Here is a 16,906-nt window from a genome sequence, read left to right as displayed (position 1 = left end):
GCGGCAAGACGGATGCGGTGCACTCGCGCAACGGTACCTGTCCCCGTGCCCTGAAGTCGCTGAGCGCACAATGACGGCATGAAACGAGCGCGCCTGGCCAACCTGGAGGTCGGCCGCCTGGGGCTGGGCGCCATGGGCATGTCCGTGGCCTACGCCGGCGCCGGCAGCGACGACGCCGAGGCGATCCGCACCATTCATCGCGCCGTCGACTTGGGGGTCACCCTGATCGACACCGCCGAGGTGTACGGCCCCTACGTCAATGAGGAGCTGCTCGCCCGCGCATTGCAGGGCCGGCGCGATCAGGTGGTGCTGGCCACCAAGTTCGGCCTGATCTCGCACACGGGCCGCAACGGCCTGGACAGCAGCCCCGCCAACATCCGGATCGCTGTCGACGGATCGCTGAAAAGGCTGGGTACCGACCGCATCGATCTCTACTATCAGCACCGACTGGACCGCGATACCCCGATCGAAGACACGGTCGGTGCATTGGCCGACCTGGTCGCTGCCGGGAAGGTCCGGCACATCGGCCTTTCGGAGGTCGGCGTGAACACCATCCGGCGTGCGCACGCCGCGTATCCCATCACCGCGGTGCAATCCGAATATTCGCTGTGGACGCGTGACCAAGAAGACGAGATACTGCCGCTGCTGCGCGAATTGGGGATCGGGTTCGTCGCTTACTCGCCGTTGGGTCGCGGCTTCCTCACGGGCGCTATCCGCTCCACCGAGGGGTTGCCGGACAGTGACTACCGCAAGACCAATCCGCGGTTCTTCGACGAGAACTTTCACCACAACCTGCAAAGCGCCGACGAATTGCGCGCCATCAGCGCTGACGTCGGTGCCACTCCCGCTCAGGTCGCTCTGGCCTGGCTGTTGGCGAAAGGTTCGGACATCGTGCCGATTCCGGGAACCAAGCGCGTGACGCGGCTCGAGGAGAACGTCGGCGCCGACGCCATCGAACTGACCCCCGACCAGCTATCCCGGCTCGACCGGCTCACCCCGCCCATGGGCGGCCATCACGCCGACGCGCAGATGGGATGGATCGACCGCTGATGGGCGCCGACATGCGAGATATGTTGCGGCGCAAAGTCTTTCGGACGTAGCGAACTAGTTAGTCCGCGCCGGCGAGCGCCGCGGCGCCGTAGTGCTTTTCGATGAGCGTCCACGGGTCGGCGTAGGGGCCGCGTCCCTCGAGCCGGCGCTGCACCTTCAGCACGGTACGCAGGACCGGCCGCAATATGGGGCTCAGCAGTCGCACCACTATGCGCGTGCGGCCCTGCGTTTCGGCGATCCAGGCCAGGGTCTGGGACCAGTCGTGTTCCTGGAAATCGAGCAGCGCCTGCGCTTCGGTGGTGTCATACCAGCCGGTGAAACTCCAGCCGCGGTCGTCGCTCGGGTCGCCGGGCAGGCTGGCGGATGGGCCGAGGCGACCAAGGCCGACGGCTTCCATCAGGCCGTCCTCGAGTTCGCGTTGGGTGAGCACGTACGACTCGTTGCCGCCGATCAGTATCACCTTGCCCGCGATGCCGGCTTGCCGATCGACCCCGTTGGCGAAGGCCAGCGCTACATCGCGCGCGTCCACCGCGTGCATGCGGTTGTCGCCGGGCATCGATCGCATCAGGAGCAGGGAGTCGCCGTTGACCGTCGTGTGCGTGTCCGGTGAGATGACCCCACCGAGCCGGAAAAGCGCATACGGCAGGCCGCTGGCGCGGATCGCCGCCTCGGCGAGCACTTTGTCCTGACCGTATTGATCGATGGGGTTCACCGGGGTGTCCGGGGTGATCCGCTCGGGCTGACGGTAGGGGTTGCGTGAACCGTAGACCGCGGCGCTGGACGCCATCAGGAACAACGGCGGTCGGGGCAGTGCGGTGCAGGCCGCCAAGAGATTCTCGGTACCGCCCACGTTCACCTTGCGGGCTAACGCGGGTCTGCGATACGACAGCGGGGACACGATCGCGGCGAGGTGAACGACCGCGTCGGGGCGATGGGTCGCGACGAGATCGCGCACTGCCTCGGCGTCCAGCAGGTCGGTATAGGCGGGGATCAGCGTTCCCGGGTGCCGGGCGGCGACCAGCTCCCGTTCGACGGCGAGGGTGTTGTCGCTGCGCAGATCCATCGCGATGACGGTGCGTTCCCGGTCCAGCAGGATCTGCGTGCAACGTTTGCCGATTTGTCCGAATGCGCCGGTGACCAGAACGGTGGAGGCCATCATCGGCTCATCACCACATTGGCGACTCGGCCGATCGTCCGGCGGATTCGGTCGGAGACGTAGAGGGAGAACACCGGAGTGACGATATCCTCTCGCAGTCGAGTTAGCTTGGAGCTCTTGATGAACCATTGCCCGGCGATGTTCTGGTAGGTCTCGTGGTAATGGCCGTAGCCCACCAGGGTCACGCCGGGGCCGAATCGGACGACGTCTTGTAGCGCCCACACCCCGCGCGCGGTCGTCGCCGACGTGAGGGTGATCTCGGGGGAGTGCACCTGGTGCGCGGTCGCCTGTGCCGGCCGTCCGAGGGCCTTGCGGGTGAAGGCCACGAACTCGTCCGCGCCGTCGATCACCTTGCCGCCGGCTTCGGCCGTGTCGCTGACGAAGTCATCGGTGAAAAGGGTTCGCCACGCCGCCCAGTCCTTGGTGTCGAGGTGCCGGCAGTAGCGGGCTTTGAGCTGTTTGATGGATTCGATGGCCAGCAGCGCGGCGGCATCGGCCTCGGCGACCGTGTCCTGCGTGCGCTCTGTCATGGCGCCTCGATTCTTTCCCTGAGCATCCCGGCGTGACGTTTCACTGGCGAAGTGTAAACCTCTCAGCCTTTGAAGTAGACGACCTGATGTGTGGTGGCCAGCAGCACCCCGTCCCGTGTCCACACCTGCGCGCTCTGGTCGAAGTAGCCACGGCTGAATGTGTTGGCGTGCGCGGTGCACAGGACGAAGTCGGTGCCCAAGCCGTCGAGTTGCTGCTGGTCGGCGTGGAAGTACGCCGTCAACGAGATCGTCCCCGACGGGATGACGCCGCCGCGCCGCAGGAAGACCCGCGGGTAGAAGATGTCGCACAGCGCGGCCAGCGCCGGGTAGTCGACGGGGCGTCGCGCGGCGTCGCGCACCCACACGGTGGTCGTCGACGAGGGGCTCGGTTGTCCGTCTTCGCCGGGCATCGGACCTTCGACGAACCGCATGTCGTAGAGGCTCGTCCATCGGACGAGGCCGGGGACACCGTATGGCACGTCCTCCGGGTCCGGCGCGCTCGGCGGGGCGCTCTCGGTATCGCCCCAGCCGTCGCGGCGCACAGCGAACAGCGCGGTTGCCGTGGTCTTGACGTCGCCGTCCTGGCTGAGTTCGGCGATCCAGTGCTGGTTGGTGCGGTTGGTGCGCGCGGCCCGAAGTGAGATGTCGAAGTCCCCGTCGGCGATGGGCGCGGCGTAGTTGACCGTCAATGCCAGCGGCTCGCCGACGCGATCGGGGTGCGACTCGATGGCGCGCAGCATCGCGGCGGCGGTGATACCGCCGAAGGGCCCCACCATGTTGGCCCATTCCGGATGGGTGCGCCCGCGCCGCACGTGCGTGCTCGTCGCTTCGAGGCGGATGGCGTCGTCGAAGGGATGTGTATCGGTCATGCTGAGTACTGCAGACTACGGGCCTTCGACCCCGGCGCCGGACACGGGGCGGTCGAGCGACAACATCGGAAAGGCGAGCCAGGATGGCCAATTCCCAGGACAAATCTCCCGCTGAGCTGATCGACGCCCGGATCAAGGAGTTGGCGGATTGGCGCGGCGAGATGCTCGCCCGCATCCGGGAAATCATCAAGGATGCCGACCCGGACGTGGTCGAGGACTGGAAGTGGCGAGGTGTGCCGGTCTGGTATCACGACGGGATGATCTGCACGGGCGAGACGTACAAGACTGTCGTGAAGATGACGTTCGCCAAGGGCGCCTCGTTGAAGGATCCCTCGGGATTGTTCAACTCCAGTCTCGACGGCAACACCAGACGCGCGATCGATTTTCACGAGGGCGACAAGGTCGACGAGAAGGCATTGAAGGCGCTGATCCGCTCCGCGGTGGAGTTGAACCGGTCGTAGCGCGCCGACCTGTACAGTCGCGGCGGCGGTGCTGTACAGTCGCCCAGCACAAGCTCGACGCTCGAATGAGAGGTCATCCGGTGACGTCGGAGTCGGTCGAAGAATTCCGGGGGCGGGCCAGGGCGTGGCTGGCCGACAACCTGCCGCGGCTGGATTCCGGAGACGCGATGGTCCTGCAGCGCGACGAACTGGCCTCCTGGCAGCGCGCCCGCGAACTGCAGAAGAAGCTGTACGACGGCGGATTCGCCGGCATCTGCTTTCCGCGCGAATACGGCGGACTCGGCTTGGGTTACGAATACAAGAAGGCGTTCGACGCCGAGGCCCTGGCCTACGAGACGCCACTGATGCTCAACGTTCCCTCTTTCGCCATCTGCTGCGCCACGATCCTGGACATGGGCAGCGAGGAGCAGAAGCGCACGCACATCGCGGCCGCGCTGCGCGGCGACGAAGTGCTGGTGCAGCTGCTGTCCGAACCCAGTGGGGGATCGGATCTCGCGGGCGTCCTCACCCGCGCCGACCGCCGGGACGGGCGATGGATCATCAACGGCGCCAAGACGTGGAGCACGTGGGCGTTCGCCGCCGACTACGGCCTGTGCCTGGCCCGGACCGACTGGAACGCGCCCAAACACGAAGGGCTGACGATGTTTCTGGTGCCGCTTCGGCATCCCGGCGTCACGATCAACCGCATCAAGCAGGTCAACGGCTCGGTCGAGTTCTGCGAGGAGTTCTTCGACGACGTCGACGTGGGTGACGACGCCGTGGTGGGGGAGCCGGGGAAGGGCTGGGATGTCGCGTCGCGCCAGCTCTACCACGAACGTCGCAGCATGGGCGACGGGTCGGAATACACCAGCGGACCGGGAATCGCTGAGGCTGAAGATATTTCGGTCGACCTGCTGGCCGTGGCCGAGAAGGCGAACCAGGCCGCCAGCGAACGAGTCCGCGAGATGGTGGGCAGGGCCCTGGTCCATCGGGCCGTGCACGGACAACTCAGCGAGCACGTCTTCCACGCGGTGACCAACGGATCCCTGCCGCCCGCCGCGGGATCGATCATCCGGCTGTTCATGGCCGAGGTGCACGACGTCGAAAACGACACCGCGTTGGCCGTCGCCGGGCCGGCGGCCGTGGTCGACGACGAGGCGGGGCTGCTCGACATCGGCGTCCGCTACCTGGGCCGTCAGATCGCCAGCATCGGTGGCGGAACCACCGAGATGGCGCGCAACGTGATCGGGGAGCGGGTCCTGAACTTCCCGCGCGAATACGCCGCGGACCGCGGCGTGCCGTTCAACCAGGTGCGGCACGGAAAAGCCTGAAGGGGGCCGGAATTGGGCGACCAGCTACGTGACATCCGCGAGTTGGCGGGCGATTCCGAGGCCTACCGCGACGAACTGTATCGACGCTGGACCGGTTTGCTCAGCTACCGTTACATCGGCCGCAGACACTCCTCGATGGACCTCGGGGAGGTCGACGACACCGTCACCATCCGCCGGGACATGCTCAATGAGGCCGGGGGAATCATGGTGGCGCCGTTGGCCATTTCGTCCCCGGAGGGCTGCCAGACCGACATGGTCGCGGTCCCGAACCCGGTCATCGCGTCGGTACAGATCATCGACCCCGGCTACGACGTCAACCGCGTCGAGATCGTCGGCTCCGGCATCGTGCACCAGGGCCGCACCATGGGCTACGGGCGATGCAAGATCGTCGACGCCGACAATCCCGGCCGGGTGATCGCCTTCAACGAGGGCCAGGGGGCGATCATCGGCATTCCGCCGGAAGGCCTGGGCCGGATGGACGTTTCGGGCACGGAACTGGTGATCGAGGACTCGCCGGACCTGCCGCCGCTCTGGCAGGCCTTCGGCGCCAGCAGGCGCGCCGACGGCCACTGGGTGCTACCCGAGCTCAGTACCGAACTCGCTTCCCCGGATGCCGCGCTGCACATCGGACCGCAACACGTCGTCCTCGAGACCGCGGCGATCGATCTCGCCGCCGACATCGCCGGCACGCGAAAGCTGCAGGTGGTCAGCTGGCACGTCATGTTCATGTCACGCGGCAAGGTGGGCCCCTTCCGGGTCGAGGGCACCGCGCACCCCGGGGGGCCGGGCCGCGTCGGCGTGCGAATGCTGCTGCACGACGAGGGGAACGCGGACAAGGCCGTCACGTCGACCGCGGCGATCTTCGACATCGTGGGCTGAGCGAACTCTGGTCATACATCTGCCCGCGTCTGTATGGTGCTAAAGACCCAGACGACAGGAGAACGCAGTGGCAGAACGGTTGGCCGGGAAGGTCGCGCTGATCAGCGGCGGCGCGCGGGGGATGGGTGCCTCGCACGTGCGAACGCTGGTGGGCGAGGGTGCCAAGGTGGTGTTCGGTGACATCCTCGACGACGAGGGCAAGGCGGTCGCGGCCGAGGTCGGGGACGCGGCTCGTTATCTGCACCTCGACGTGACCAAGCCCGAGGATTGGGACGCGGCGGTGGCCACCGCGCTGAACGAGTTCGGTGGCATCGACGTGCTCGTCAACAACGCGGGCATCATCAACATCGGCACCTTCGAGGACTACGCACTCTCGGAATGGCAGCGAATCCTGGACATCAATCTGACGGGTGTGTTCCTCGGTATCCGCGCCGTGGTGAAGCCCATGAAGGAAGCCGGACGGGGATCGATCATCAACATCTCCTCCATCGAGGGCATCGCCGGCACCATCGCCTGCCACGGCTACACCGCGACCAAGTTCGCCGTCCGGGGCCTGACCAAATCGGCGGCACTGGAACTCGGGCCCAGCGGGATCCGGGTGAACTCGATCCACCCCGGGCTCATCAAGACCCCAATGACCGAGTGGGTGCCCGAGGACATCTTCCAAACCGCGCTGGGGCGGATCGCCCAGCCCAAGGAGGTCTCCAACCTCGTCGTCTACCTCGCCAGCGACGAGTCCAGCTACTCGACCGGCTCGGAGTTCGTCGTCGACGGCGGCACCACCGCCGGCCTGGGCCACAAGGACTTCTCCGCGGTCGACACCGCAGGGCAACCCGACTGGGTTACCTAGCGGGAGCCAGGGATTCGGTTTCCTGGGACGCCTTCTCGTCGCTTGGCTTGGGCCAGGGCGAGGGGACCGGGCGCTGCCGCACGCGTTGGGGCCACCAGAACCACTTGCCCAGCAGCGCGGCGATCGATGGCGTCATCAGCGACCGCACGACCAGGGTGTCGAACAGCAGGCCCAGTCCGATGGTGGTGCCGACCTGTCCGATGACCGTCAGCTCACTGACCGCCATCGTCATCATCGTGAAGGCGAACACCAGGCCCGCCGAGGTGACCACCGAGCCGGTGCCCCCCATCGAACGGATGATCCCGGTGTTCAGGCCGGCGTAGATCTCCTCCTTGAACCGCGCCACCAATAACAGGTTGTAGTCCGCACCCACGGCAAGCAGGATGATGACCGACATGGCGAGCACCATCCAGTGCAGCTCGATCCCGATGAGGTGCTGCCAGATCAACACCGACAGGCCGAACGACGCGCCCAGCGAGAGCAAGACGGTGCCCACGATGACGGCCGAGGCCACCACGCCCCGGGTGATGAGCAGCATGATGATGAAAATCAGGCACAGCGAAGAGATCCCGGCGATCAACAAGTCATAGGTGTTGCCGTCGCTGAGGTCTTTGTAGATCGACGCGGTGCCCGCGAGATAAATCTTGGAGCCCTCCAGCGGCGTGCCCTTGAGCGCCTCGTAAGCGGCCTTCTTGATGGCGCCGATGTGCGAAATGCCTTCTTGCGACATCGGATCACCGTCATGGCTGATGATGAAGCGCACGGCATGGCCGTCGGGGGAGATGAAGTTCTTCATCCCCTTCTTGAATTCGACGTTGTTGAAGGTCTCCGGCGGCAGGTAGAACGAGTCGTCGTTCTTGGACGCATCGAACGCCTTGCCCATGGCGTTCGAGTTCTTCTGCGCCTCGTTCTGCTGATCTTGCAGGCCCTTCTGGGTCGCATACATGGTCAGCATCGTCGTTTTCATGGCCTTCATGTTCTCGATCATCGAAGGCATCAGCGCCACCATCTGGGGCATCAGCGTGTCGAGATGATCCATGATCGGCAGCAGGCTCTCGATATCGTCGGTCATGATGTCGATGCCGTCCAGGCCGTCGAAGACCGAGCGCAGCGACCAGCACACCGGGATGTCGTAGCAGTGCCGTTCCCAGTAGAGATAGCTGCGGATGGGCCGGAAGAAGTCCTCGAAATCGGCCATGTGCTGGCGCAATTCGTTGATGTCGATGGTCATGTCGTGCATCTTCTTGACCATCTGATGCATGTCGTTGGCCATCTGCGCGGTAATGCTGGACATCTTTTCCATGCTGTCGATGGTCGTCTGCATCATGTCGGCCTGGTGCAGCATGTCGGCCATCTGGTCTTCCTGGTACTTCTGGTTCATCTGCTGGGTGACGCCCTGCATGCTGATCTGGAAGGGGATCGACGTGTGCTCGATCGGCGTGCCCTCCGGCCGGGTGATCGCTTGCACCCGGCCGATGCCCGGCACCCGGAAGACGGTCTTGGCGATCTTGTCGATGACCAGGAAGTCCGCGGAGTTACGCAGATCGTGGTCGCTCTCGATCATCAGCACTTCGGGATTCATCCGCGCCTGCGAGAAGTGCCGGTCGGCTGCCGCGTAACCCTCGTTCGCCGGCAGATCCGTGGGCAGGTAGTTGCGGTCGTTGTAGTTGGTGCGGTACCCGGGCAGGGTCAGCAACCCGATGAGCGCGATCCCGATCGTCACGACCAGGATGGGACCGGGCCACCGGACCACGAGGGCGCCGATCTTGCGCCACCCGCGAATTCGCTGGGCGCGCTTGGGCTCGAGAGTCTTTCGGAAGCGCGAGGCCACCGAAATCACCGCGGGGCCGAGCGTCAACGCCGCCGCAACCACCACCACCATGCCGATGGCCAACGGGATCCCGAGCGTCTGGAAATAGGGCAGGTTGGTGAAGTGCAGGCAGAAGGTGGCGCCGGCGATGGTCAGGCCCGACCCGAGCACCACGTGGGCGGTGCCCTTATACATGGTGTAGTACGCGTCTTCGCGTGACTCGCCCACGGCGCGGGCTTCCTGATATCGGCCGATCAAGAAGATCGCATAGTCGGTGGCGGCCGCGATCGCCAACGTGACCAACAGGTTGGTGGCGAACGTCGACAGCCCAATGATCTTGTAATAGCCCAGAAAGGCGACCATTCCGCGGGCGGCCGACAGTTCGAGGACCACCATGACCAGCGTGAGGAGCACGGTGACGACCGACCGATAGACCAGCAGCAGCATTCCGATGATGACCGTGAAGGTGGCGGCAGTGATGAGCTGCAGGCTGCGGTCGCCGGCGGTGTGCTGGTCGGCCGACAGGGCCGCGGGCCCGGTGACGTAGGTCTTCACTCCGTTGGGTGGGGTCAGGCTTTTGACGATGCTTTGGACGGACTCGACCGATTCGTTGGCCAGGGCTTCGCCCTGATTGCCCGCCAGATACACCTGGACGTAGGCGGCCTTGCCGTCGTTGCTTTGTGCGCCCGCCCCGGTCAGCGGATCGCTCCACATATCCTGCACGTGCTCAACGTGTTTGGTGTCGGCGTCGAGCTTCTGCACCATCTTGTCGTAGTAGGCGTGGGCGTCGGCGCCGAGCGGCTTTTCGCCCTCCAGCACGATCATGACCGAGCTGTTGGACTTGTACTCGTTGAAGATCGCCCCCATCCGCTTGGTCGCGACGACCGATTGCGCATCGTCGGGGGCCATCGACACCGAGCGCATCTTCCCGACCTCGTCCAGCTGGGGGACGACGACGTTGAGCACCGCGATGATCGCGATCCAGCCGAGGATGATGGGCACGGCGAAGGTTCGGATGATTCGCGGAATCTTTTCCCGCACCGGTTCTTGGGCGACGGGGATGGTGTCGGTGCGGGCGTCGTCGAGGTGTGCGCTCATGCGGATTTCACCATGCAGAAGGTCAGGGCGTGCACGCGGTTGGTCAGATTCTCGGCCTTGACTTCGTCGTCGATGGTGATGCGACAACCGAGGGAATCACCGTCGCTTTGCGCCGAGAGGTTCGGGAAGACGGAGGGGGCGGTCGTGCTGAGGACCAGCGTCCAGGGCAACGGCGCGCCGTCGACCCGCTTCGGGTCTGCGGACAGGTCCAGGTAGTTCACGTTGGCGGTGCGGGCCGAGCCGAAGACCTCGTACTTGACCACTTTCGGCTTGAACGGCTTGGAGTCATCCAGCCTCGGGCTGGTCATGATGCCGGTGTCGTGGGCGCCGAAGAAGGACTTGACCCGGGCGACCGCGAAGCCGCCGACCACCAGGACCGCGACGATCAGCAGGGGCAACCACGCAGTGCGCATAACCCTCGATATCTGCACCTGGGGGATTCCCTCCTCATCATCCGATCATGATGTGGTCAGTTGTGCGCAACGACTTACGGTGCACCGCAACGGTTTCGACGGTGACCACGTCCGTACAGGTTCGACGGTCAGGAGCAACAGCCTCCCGAGAACACCGGTTGTCGCCCTCAGTGCCGAGCCGTGCCTTGTGATGCGAACGCGTTCTCGAGTGCCGCAAAGAGAGCATAGTACATACTGTGCACATGTTGCACACCATGCAACAATTGCTCTCGGTGTTTCAGATCACTTGGTGAAGATGCTGTTGACCAGCGCGGCGGCGCGTTCCACGTGCGGCATCGGCGTGTCGTCGTCATCGTCCGCCTCGCCCTTCGACCACCGTTCGATGCCCGAGCGCACCGCGGTCAGGGCGAGCGCGGCGATCAACGCGACGATCTCGTCGTCGGGCCGCATGCCCTGGCGGCGGGCGACCACGTCGGTCAAGTGGGTCTGGAACCGCTCCAGATCGGCAAGAAACGCGGCCAACACCGCGGGCGAGGTCTTGGCGAGTTCCAGCATGTGGGCCGCGTGTTCGCGCCGCGGTGGCACATCGCGAAGGTGGTGCGCGGCCAGGGTGATCAGCTCCGCCAGCACCACCGAATAAGGCGCCGGACCTGCGGCGACGAAATCCGCCACCAGCTCGGGAGGTATGTCCGAGGGGCCGTAGGCTATCGCCGACTCTTTGTTGGGGAAGTAGTTGAAGAAGGTGCGCGTCGATATCCCGGCTTCGGCGCAGATCTCGTCGATGGTGACCTTGTCGAATCCGCGTTCCCACGTGAGGCGCACCGCGGCGTCGCGGATGTCCGCGCTCGTTTGCCGGCGACGGCGCTCACGCAGACCCATCTGATTGGCGACCACGGCGTCCATAGTTGCACATTCTGCACAGTTTGCAGTCAAAAGTCGCGGTGCCGGTCACCTGACCATGTGTGGGAAGCGAGGTCGGAGCTGCTCCGCCAAGGCGAAAACGATTGGTGGAGAGGTTGGTTCGGCTACACCGGGCGTGCTGCTATGCCGCCGATGCGGCGAGGGCGGCCCGAAGGTGCGCACACTGACTGTCGAAAAACCGCACCGACACCGGCGCCTTGTCCACGATCTGGTCGAACGCGTGAAAGGCGCCCGGGGCGATCTCCTCATGCACCGGAACGCCCGCCGCGCGCAGGCGTCGTGCGTACTCCAGGCACTCCTCATAGAAGAGGTCCAGCGTCCCGACCCCGATCCACGCCGGCGGCAGGCCGGACAAATCGGTCCGGCGTGCCGGGGCGGCTTCATTGGGGTCGGCGCCGTTGAGGTACCAGCGCCAGGCCAGTTGGTTGTCGGTCCCGGTCCACATGATGCGCTTCTGGCCGCGGTGATCGGCGCCGGTCCGGTCGTCCAGCATGGGATACACCAGCAGTTGGAACGCCAGCTTGACCTCGCTGCGGTCGTGAGCCCGCTGCGCCAGCGCCGCCGCGAAATGCCCACCGGCGCTGGCGCCGCCGACTGCGATCCGATCCGGGTCGACCCAGGGTTGACGCGCGAGCCACAGCAGCGCCGCATAACAGTCTTCGACCGGGGCCGGATAGGGGTGCTCGGGAGCCAGCCGGTGTTCGACCGCCGCGATCGCGACACCCGTGCGGTGGGCCAGCTTGCGAAGGTATTTGTCGTCCTGGGCGGCGTGGCCCATGACGGTGCCGCCGCCGTGGACCCATAGCAGGGCCGGTGCCCGGTGTGGATGATCGACCGGACGATGCAGGCGAACCGTGACATGCTCGTTGACCGTGGCCACCGGCACGTCCCGCAGCCGCCCAGTGCTACTGAACAGGTTCATGATCGCTCGCTGGACCTTGAGACCGCGGTGCAGGGCATATCCGTGGGGCAGGAATCGGGCAACCTTGCGCAGACCGGGATCCACCGCCTGCAGTGAGGTAAAGGCGTTGTCGGGGAACCTATTTGCCATCGAATCCCTCAATCCCTCGCGCTGGCCGACAGCCCGACCATACAGGATGGGGATTGTGTCCTGGGCCATCTCAGCGCGCTGACCAGGGAAGATTCCGGTCGGCTGATTGGCCGCACCGGGGACAGGGTATCCGCTGGCGTGGCTTCGACTCTCACCAAAATCATCAGCGTCCTGGATCCGCGCACCGGCGACCCCGTCACGCAGGTGCCCATCACCGAGCCGGCCGACTGTGACGACGCGGTCAGGCGGGCCGCGGCCGCCGCCGCCGCGTGGGCACGCACCGCGCCTGCTGAGAGGGCGGCCGCGATTGCGGCCGCCGCGGCCGACGTTCGTGCCGCCGCCGACGAAATCGCCGAACTGAACGAGCGGGAAACGGGCACGCCTCGCGGCGACGCGCGCGGCGGCGTGGATGCGGGTATCGACACGCTCTTGCAGTACGCCCAACTCGGGCCGTTGCATCGTGGTCGCGCCCTGCAGGGCGGGTGGTCCGCGACCGATCTGATGGTTCCCCAGCCGCGGGGGGTGATCGCGGTGATCACCGGGTGGAACGATCCCGTCGCGGTGGCGGCCGGACTGCTGGGCGCGGCGCTCGTCACCGGAAACACCGTGGTGCACAAGCCCAGCGAGCGATCGCCACAAACCGGCCGGCGGTTCGCCGAACTGCTGGCCGCCCGGCTGCCCGATGGTGTGCTCGAACTCGTCGACGGCGACGCAACCGTCGGGGAACGCTTGGCGGCCGCGGAGTTGGTCGACGTTGTCGCGCACGTGGGCAGCAGCGCGACCGGCCGCGACATCGCGCGGGCCTGTGCCGAACGCGGCGCCAAGGCGCTGCTGGAGAATGGCGGAAACGACGCGCTGATCGTCGACGCCGATGTGGACCCGATGTGGGCGGCCGCCCAAACGGCCCTGGGTGCCTTCGCCAACGCGGGCCAGATCTGCGTCTCGGTGGAACGGGTGTACGTCGTGCAATCGATCGCCGACGCGTTCCTCAATGCGTTGACCGACGAGGCGATCTCGTGGGCCGACCGCATCGGACCGCTGGTCGACGAGCGTCACCGTGAGCACGTGCACGCTCATGTCGAAGACGCGACACGGGCCGGCGCCCACGTCCTGGTCGGCGGCGAGCCAAAACCCGGACCGGGCTCGTTCTACCCGCCCACGGTGTTGACCGACTGCACACCCGACATGCTGATCATGCGCGAGGAGACGTTCGGTCCGATCGCGCCGGTGCGGGTGGTGCCGGACTTCGCCACCGCGTTGACCGAAGCCGCCGACGACCGCTACGGGCTGGCCGCCACCGTGCTGACCGGAAATATGGCGCATGCGCAGGAGGCGTGGCGCAGCCTGCCGGTGGGCACCGTGAAGGTCAACGACGTCTTCGGCGGAGCGCCCGGCGGAGCCTTCGAACCCCGCCGCGCCAGCGGCACGGGGTTCGGCTTTGGCCCCGAACTCCTTGACGAGATGACCGCCATGAAGGTGGTGCACTTGTCGGCGCCCGGCGACTGATCGGCGGATTGCTCAGCGAGTTGGCATCGCGTTCAGCCAAGGGGCAGTGCACAATTCGTCACGTGACGTATTGAGGCCATGGGCGCGTGAGCGGGGGCGGACGCCATCGGGGGACTCGTCAGCGTTCGTCCGGTAGGCCGTCGACTGACGGGGGCGGACGTGGCGACCGCCAGATGGATCCGATCGCGGCGGTTTGCGGCTGTGTATTTGCTTTTCGTGCGGCCAATACCGCTGGGGCGGTGCATTTTTCGTCACAGTGACGTATTGGGGCCGTGCGGGCGGGAAGGGGCGGGGGCCTGGGCGTGCCGGAACACCTGCCATAACCCACCCGTGCTGGTGGCGCTGCCACGCTTGCTCGCCACGAGCGGCCAAAGCGTCACGGTGGCAGCCGGCGGATGGCTGTGGTCAGCCGTCCTCGACTGTTTTCTTTAGCCCATCGAGCATCGTGGACCAGTTGGCAGTGGCCCGGTCGGCCTCTTCTTGGCTCGCGTTGTTGTCCTGGGTCAGGCTGACTCGTGTGCCGACGTCGTGCGCGTCCAGCTCGAATGTCAGCGTGTGATAGTTCTCCGGTTCGTCGGGCAGACCGGTCATCGGGCTGAAGTGGGTTACCCGCAGCAGGCGGTCTTGCTTGACCTCAAGCACTGTTCCCTTGTCTTGGTAGGCCGTCCCGTTGTATTCGCCCGACCAGGTGATCGGGCTGCCTGGCTGCCAGTCGGTGTTGACCCGACTGCCGAAGAAGTACTGCTGGATGAGGTCGGGATCGGTCAATGCATGCCACACCTCGTGCGGCGATGCCGCGACCTCGACGTTGGCGGTGGCGATGAAAGCCATGGTGTCGTCCTCGCCTTCCTTCTCGCTGCAAAGCCGATATATGACTGACTCATATAATTTACCCGGTGGGCGGTCACCATAAACAACCGACGGTTACGGTGTCTTGATGGACCCGGACGAGAATGCGCGGCTGGCGAACCTGGTGGGTGCTACGGCCCTCGGTATCGTCGACGCCATCAGGGGAGGTGTCGCCGCCGAGGTTGATCTCGACACGTCTGCCGCGGCGGCGATGGTCGCGCTGTTGGACCTCGCGCGCGACGCGTCGGTGCAGACATTGAGCGCGCTAATCGGTATCAGCCATTCCGGCACGGTGCGACTGGTCGATCGTCTGGCCGACGCGGACCTTGTCGAGCGACGAACGGGTTCGGACGCACGGACGAATTCCCTGCGGTTGACCCGCCGGGGACGCACGGTGGCGCTGCGGTTACGTGCAAGCAGACGCGCCGCGATCGCAGCCGCGCTCGAGGGTTTGACCGACCGCCAACGACGCCAACTGAACGAGATCTGCCAAACCGTAATCGCCAACATCACCCGGGCTCGACTGCGCATCCGGGCGGCGGGCGGTCAGCCCAGCGGCGGCGCCCTGTGCCGGTTGTGCGATCCCTCCGCATGTGGCCGCCCGGATGGGCAGTGTCCAGCAGCAGCGGTCGCTTCGCATGAGGCAAACGCCGAGTCATCATCGTCGACGAATTACTAGAGAATCCGACCAGCCAACCTGACGTGGTAGTTCAGTGGCGCCGCAGGGTAATTCGTCACTGTGACGTATCGGTTGCGGTGCGGGGAGGGGAGATGGCGGGCTGGTGGTCGATCGCCGACTCTAGGGTCGACCGCCAGGGGCACGTTCAAGCTTTACCTAACACCCGAATCATTCATTAAATGATTGAACTGTACGCAAGGCCCGTCGGGGAATGAGTACACAGAAGCAGTCCGGTGGCGTGCTCAAAATGCCCAGTCGTCAAGAGGTGCGAGCGCTTTCGCTAAATGCAACTCGCATCAGGATTGTGCCGATAAGCGACATTATGTCAAGTAAACTGCATATTGCATCAAATGAATCATTGCCTGACCTCTTGCTGGTCACCGCTCCTCCCCCGAGATTGGCCCGACCCCGAGACTCACCGCGCCAAGGTGCGGGCCGAACTCGCACAGCTGGTGGCGCCCAACCACGTGCGCTTGGAGCAGCTCGAGCGGCGGATGTCGCTGGCGGTCCACTTAGGTACCTACGAGTCCGCGGTTGACAACATGATGCGCCGCATCGGCGAACAAGACCCACGGGGCAGCGCAGCACCGGTCGTGGCGCGCGGGCCGTCCGCTACGTCAACGTAAACGAGGCACACGGCTCGGTCTGTCTAGCGATCGACCCGATCGTGGTGGCCTCTGTCGCCACTATCGCGCAGCCGGTAGAGTCCGTCGCCCCCGAGACACGCGCCGCTGCTGAGGCGACCGCGGCGGCAGCAGCCAAGCTCGCCGCCCACACGGCCCACGCCTAATCGCGATCAGGGGGTTGCGTCAAGCCCGCGACGAACAGATCGATCATGCCGTGAACGTCGTACTGAGGATCGGCTTCTACGCCGATACATAGGTTGCCGATCGCGTGCAAGAAATCTAGGGGTCGCACTTCGCGACGCGGAAGACCATTGGCAGCAGCGGCTTTCAGCAGTTGATCGCATACGGGTAACAGCCGTTCCAGAAATTCGGCGTGCAGTGTGTCGAAGCCGGCCTGGTCTGAGCGCAGGGCCCGGGCAAGGCCGTGCTTGGTGACGAGGAAGTCGGCGAACCTATGAACCCACGACCGCAACGCTGCATACGGGTCCTCATCGGGGGACGGGACGATCGCGTCGAGTGAAGACAGCTCATCGAGTTGATGCCGAAAGACCGCCACGACCAGATCGGCGCGGGTGGGAAAGTGCCGATAGATGGTGCCCATCCCGACGCCGGCCTCGGCCGCGATCTCACGCACGGGAGCGTCGACCCCGCTGCGCACGAACACCGCTGCAGCGGCATCTAAGAGCACTTGTTCGTTGCGGCGCGCGTCCGCCCGCTTGGCGGGGCGCACCTGAGCTGCCGGGGCCCGAGGCGTCACGATTCTCCCCTCCGATCGACTTGAAAGCGGAGCACCGTTCCGTTAATCTAGCGGAGCGGCGTTCCGGTTCCATCGTAGGCCGCCCCGCTCA

Annotated in this window: 17 protein-coding genes; 8 read left to right on the top strand and 9 right to left on the bottom strand. The window is 65.5% G+C overall.

Annotated elements, in window-relative coordinates:
• Positions 1 to 78: 78 nt before the first annotated feature.
• Complete coding sequence (locus G6N37_RS08300; protein ID WP_163678518.1) at positions 79 to 1,050, top strand: aldo/keto reductase; 972 nt, start codon at positions 79 to 81, stop codon at positions 1,048 to 1,050.
• 58 nt (positions 1,051 to 1,108) lie between these two features.
• Here the strand turns inward: G6N37_RS08300 and G6N37_RS08295 are convergent, their stop codons facing one another.
• The 3 genes from G6N37_RS08295 to G6N37_RS08285 all read right to left on the bottom strand — a co-directional run bounded on the left by G6N37_RS08295 (position 1,109) and on the right by G6N37_RS08285 (position 3,605).
• Positions 1,109 to 2,209, bottom strand: a complete 1,101-nt coding sequence (locus G6N37_RS08295; RefSeq protein ID WP_163678515.1) for an NAD-dependent epimerase/dehydratase family protein — start codon at positions 2,207 to 2,209, stop codon at positions 1,109 to 1,111.
• Positions 2,206 to 2,736 (bottom strand): nuclear transport factor 2 family protein, encoded by a 531-nt coding sequence (locus G6N37_RS08290; protein WP_163678513.1) that lies wholly within the window; start codon positions 2,734 to 2,736, stop codon positions 2,206 to 2,208. The genes G6N37_RS08295 and G6N37_RS08290 overlap by 4 nt, the downstream gene beginning before the upstream one ends.
• Positions 2,737 to 2,798: 62 nt before the next feature.
• Positions 2,799 to 3,605 carry an acyl-CoA thioesterase gene (locus G6N37_RS08285; protein WP_163678510.1) on the bottom strand — a complete coding sequence of 269 codons (807 nt, stop codon included), beginning with the start codon at positions 3,603 to 3,605 and terminating at the stop codon, positions 2,799 to 2,801.
• 83 nt (positions 3,606 to 3,688) lie between these two features.
• Here G6N37_RS08285 and G6N37_RS08280 point away from each other — a divergent pair, with 83 nt between their 5' ends.
• From G6N37_RS08280 to G6N37_RS08265, 4 genes are all read left to right on the top strand, one after another.
• Positions 3,689 to 4,066 (top strand): DUF1801 domain-containing protein, encoded by a 378-nt coding sequence (locus G6N37_RS08280; RefSeq protein WP_163678508.1) that lies wholly within the window; start codon positions 3,689 to 3,691, stop codon positions 4,064 to 4,066.
• A gap of 80 nt (positions 4,067 to 4,146) precedes the next feature.
• Positions 4,147 to 5,376 (top strand): acyl-CoA dehydrogenase family protein, encoded by a 1,230-nt coding sequence (locus G6N37_RS08275; protein ID WP_163678505.1) that lies wholly within the window; start codon positions 4,147 to 4,149, stop codon positions 5,374 to 5,376.
• A 12-nt stretch (positions 5,377 to 5,388) separates the two neighbouring features.
• Complete coding sequence (locus G6N37_RS08270; protein WP_163678501.1) at positions 5,389 to 6,255, top strand: hypothetical protein; 867 nt, start codon at positions 5,389 to 5,391, stop codon at positions 6,253 to 6,255.
• A 67-nt stretch (positions 6,256 to 6,322) separates the two neighbouring features.
• Positions 6,323 to 7,105 (top strand): SDR family oxidoreductase, encoded by a 783-nt coding sequence (locus G6N37_RS08265; RefSeq protein ID WP_163678498.1) that lies wholly within the window; start codon positions 6,323 to 6,325, stop codon positions 7,103 to 7,105.
• Here the strand turns inward: G6N37_RS08265 and G6N37_RS08260 are convergent.
• From G6N37_RS08260 to G6N37_RS08245, 4 genes are all read right to left on the bottom strand, one after another.
• Positions 7,098 to 10,013: an MMPL/RND family transporter gene (locus G6N37_RS08260; protein WP_163678495.1), complete on the bottom strand. Its 2,916-nt coding sequence runs from the start codon at positions 10,011 to 10,013 to the stop codon at positions 7,098 to 7,100. The genes G6N37_RS08265 and G6N37_RS08260 overlap by 8 nt on opposite strands.
• Positions 10,010 to 10,426, bottom strand: coding sequence for an MmpS family transport accessory protein (locus tag G6N37_RS08255; RefSeq protein WP_163678492.1), 417 nt, complete (start codon positions 10,424 to 10,426; stop codon positions 10,010 to 10,012). Before G6N37_RS08255 ends, G6N37_RS08260 begins: the two co-directional genes overlap by 4 nt.
• A gap of 282 nt (positions 10,427 to 10,708) precedes the next feature.
• A complete protein-coding gene (locus tag G6N37_RS08250) occupies positions 10,709 to 11,329 on the bottom strand; it encodes a TetR/AcrR family transcriptional regulator (protein ID WP_163678489.1) in 621 nt (206 codons plus the stop codon).
• Positions 11,330 to 11,468: 139 nt separating this feature from the next.
• On the bottom strand, positions 11,469 to 12,398 hold the full coding sequence (locus G6N37_RS08245) for an alpha/beta hydrolase (protein WP_163678486.1): 930 nt from the start codon (positions 12,396 to 12,398) through the stop codon (positions 11,469 to 11,471).
• A 138-nt stretch (positions 12,399 to 12,536) separates the two neighbouring features.
• On the opposite strand from G6N37_RS08245, the gene G6N37_RS08240 reads away from it, so the two are divergent.
• On the top strand, positions 12,537 to 13,904 hold the full coding sequence (locus G6N37_RS08240; RefSeq protein WP_372514657.1) for an aldehyde dehydrogenase family protein: 1,368 nt from the start codon (positions 12,537 to 12,539) through the stop codon (positions 13,902 to 13,904).
• A 405-nt stretch (positions 13,905 to 14,309) separates the two neighbouring features.
• Here G6N37_RS08240 and G6N37_RS08235 read toward each other — a convergent pair whose 3' ends face one another.
• Entirely contained in the window at positions 14,310 to 14,735 is a 426-nt protein-coding gene (locus G6N37_RS08235) for an SRPBCC family protein (protein WP_163678483.1), read from the bottom strand.
• A 106-nt stretch (positions 14,736 to 14,841) separates the two neighbouring features.
• Between G6N37_RS08235 and G6N37_RS08230 the strand changes: the two genes are divergently transcribed.
• Entirely contained in the window at positions 14,842 to 15,432 is a 591-nt protein-coding gene (locus G6N37_RS08230; RefSeq protein WP_163678480.1) for a MarR family winged helix-turn-helix transcriptional regulator, read from the top strand.
• A gap of 350 nt (positions 15,433 to 15,782) precedes the next feature.
• Entirely contained in the window at positions 15,783 to 16,058 is a 276-nt protein-coding gene (locus G6N37_RS08225; protein WP_163678477.1) for a hypothetical protein, read from the top strand.
• A gap of 160 nt (positions 16,059 to 16,218) precedes the next feature.
• On the opposite strand, the gene G6N37_RS08220 is transcribed toward G6N37_RS08225, so the two are convergent.
• Positions 16,219 to 16,815 (bottom strand): TetR/AcrR family transcriptional regulator, encoded by a 597-nt coding sequence (locus G6N37_RS08220; protein ID WP_232075357.1) that lies wholly within the window; start codon positions 16,813 to 16,815, stop codon positions 16,219 to 16,221.
• Positions 16,816 to 16,906 lie beyond the last annotated feature (91 nt).

It is taken from the genome of Mycobacterium seoulense, from assembly GCF_010731595.1.
Classification (GTDB): domain Bacteria; phylum Actinomycetota; class Actinomycetes; order Mycobacteriales; family Mycobacteriaceae; genus Mycobacterium; species Mycobacterium seoulense.
Note: the sequence above shows the minus strand (reverse complement) of the source record. Positions and strands in the feature narration are given on the sequence as shown.

Excerpts from the sequence above, each read along its gene's own strand:
- G6N37_RS08235 (WP_163678483.1), bottom strand. The coding sequence starts at position 14,735 with ATGGCTTTCATCGCCACCGCCAACGTCGAGGTCGCGGCATCGCCGCAC.
- G6N37_RS08255 (WP_163678492.1), bottom strand. The coding sequence starts at position 10,426 with ATGCGCACTGCGTGGTTGCCCCTGCTGATCGTCGCGGTCCTGGTGGTC.
- G6N37_RS08295 (WP_163678515.1), bottom strand. The coding sequence starts at position 2,209 with ATGATGGCCTCCACCGTTCTGGTCACCGGCGCATTCGGACAAATCGGC.
- G6N37_RS08260 (WP_163678495.1), bottom strand. The coding sequence starts at position 10,013 with ATGAGCGCACACCTCGACGACGCCCGCACCGACACCATCCCCGTCGCC.
- G6N37_RS08280 (WP_163678508.1), top strand. The coding sequence starts at position 3,689 with ATGGCCAATTCCCAGGACAAATCTCCCGCTGAGCTGATCGACGCCCGG.
- G6N37_RS08290 (WP_163678513.1), bottom strand. The coding sequence starts at position 2,736 with ATGACAGAGCGCACGCAGGACACGGTCGCCGAGGCCGATGCCGCCGCG.
- G6N37_RS08225 (WP_163678477.1), top strand. The coding sequence starts at position 15,783 with ATGAATCATTGCCTGACCTCTTGCTGGTCACCGCTCCTCCCCCGAGAT.
- G6N37_RS08250 (WP_163678489.1), bottom strand. The coding sequence starts at position 11,329 with ATGGACGCCGTGGTCGCCAATCAGATGGGTCTGCGTGAGCGCCGTCGC.
- G6N37_RS08245 (WP_163678486.1), bottom strand. The coding sequence starts at position 12,398 with ATGGCAAATAGGTTCCCCGACAACGCCTTTACCTCACTGCAGGCGGTG.
- G6N37_RS08285 (WP_163678510.1), bottom strand. The coding sequence starts at position 3,605 with ATGACCGATACACATCCCTTCGACGACGCCATCCGCCTCGAAGCGACG.
- G6N37_RS08300 (WP_163678518.1), top strand. The coding sequence starts at position 79 with ATGAAACGAGCGCGCCTGGCCAACCTGGAGGTCGGCCGCCTGGGGCTG.
- G6N37_RS08230 (WP_163678480.1), top strand. The coding sequence starts at position 14,842 with ATGGACCCGGACGAGAATGCGCGGCTGGCGAACCTGGTGGGTGCTACG.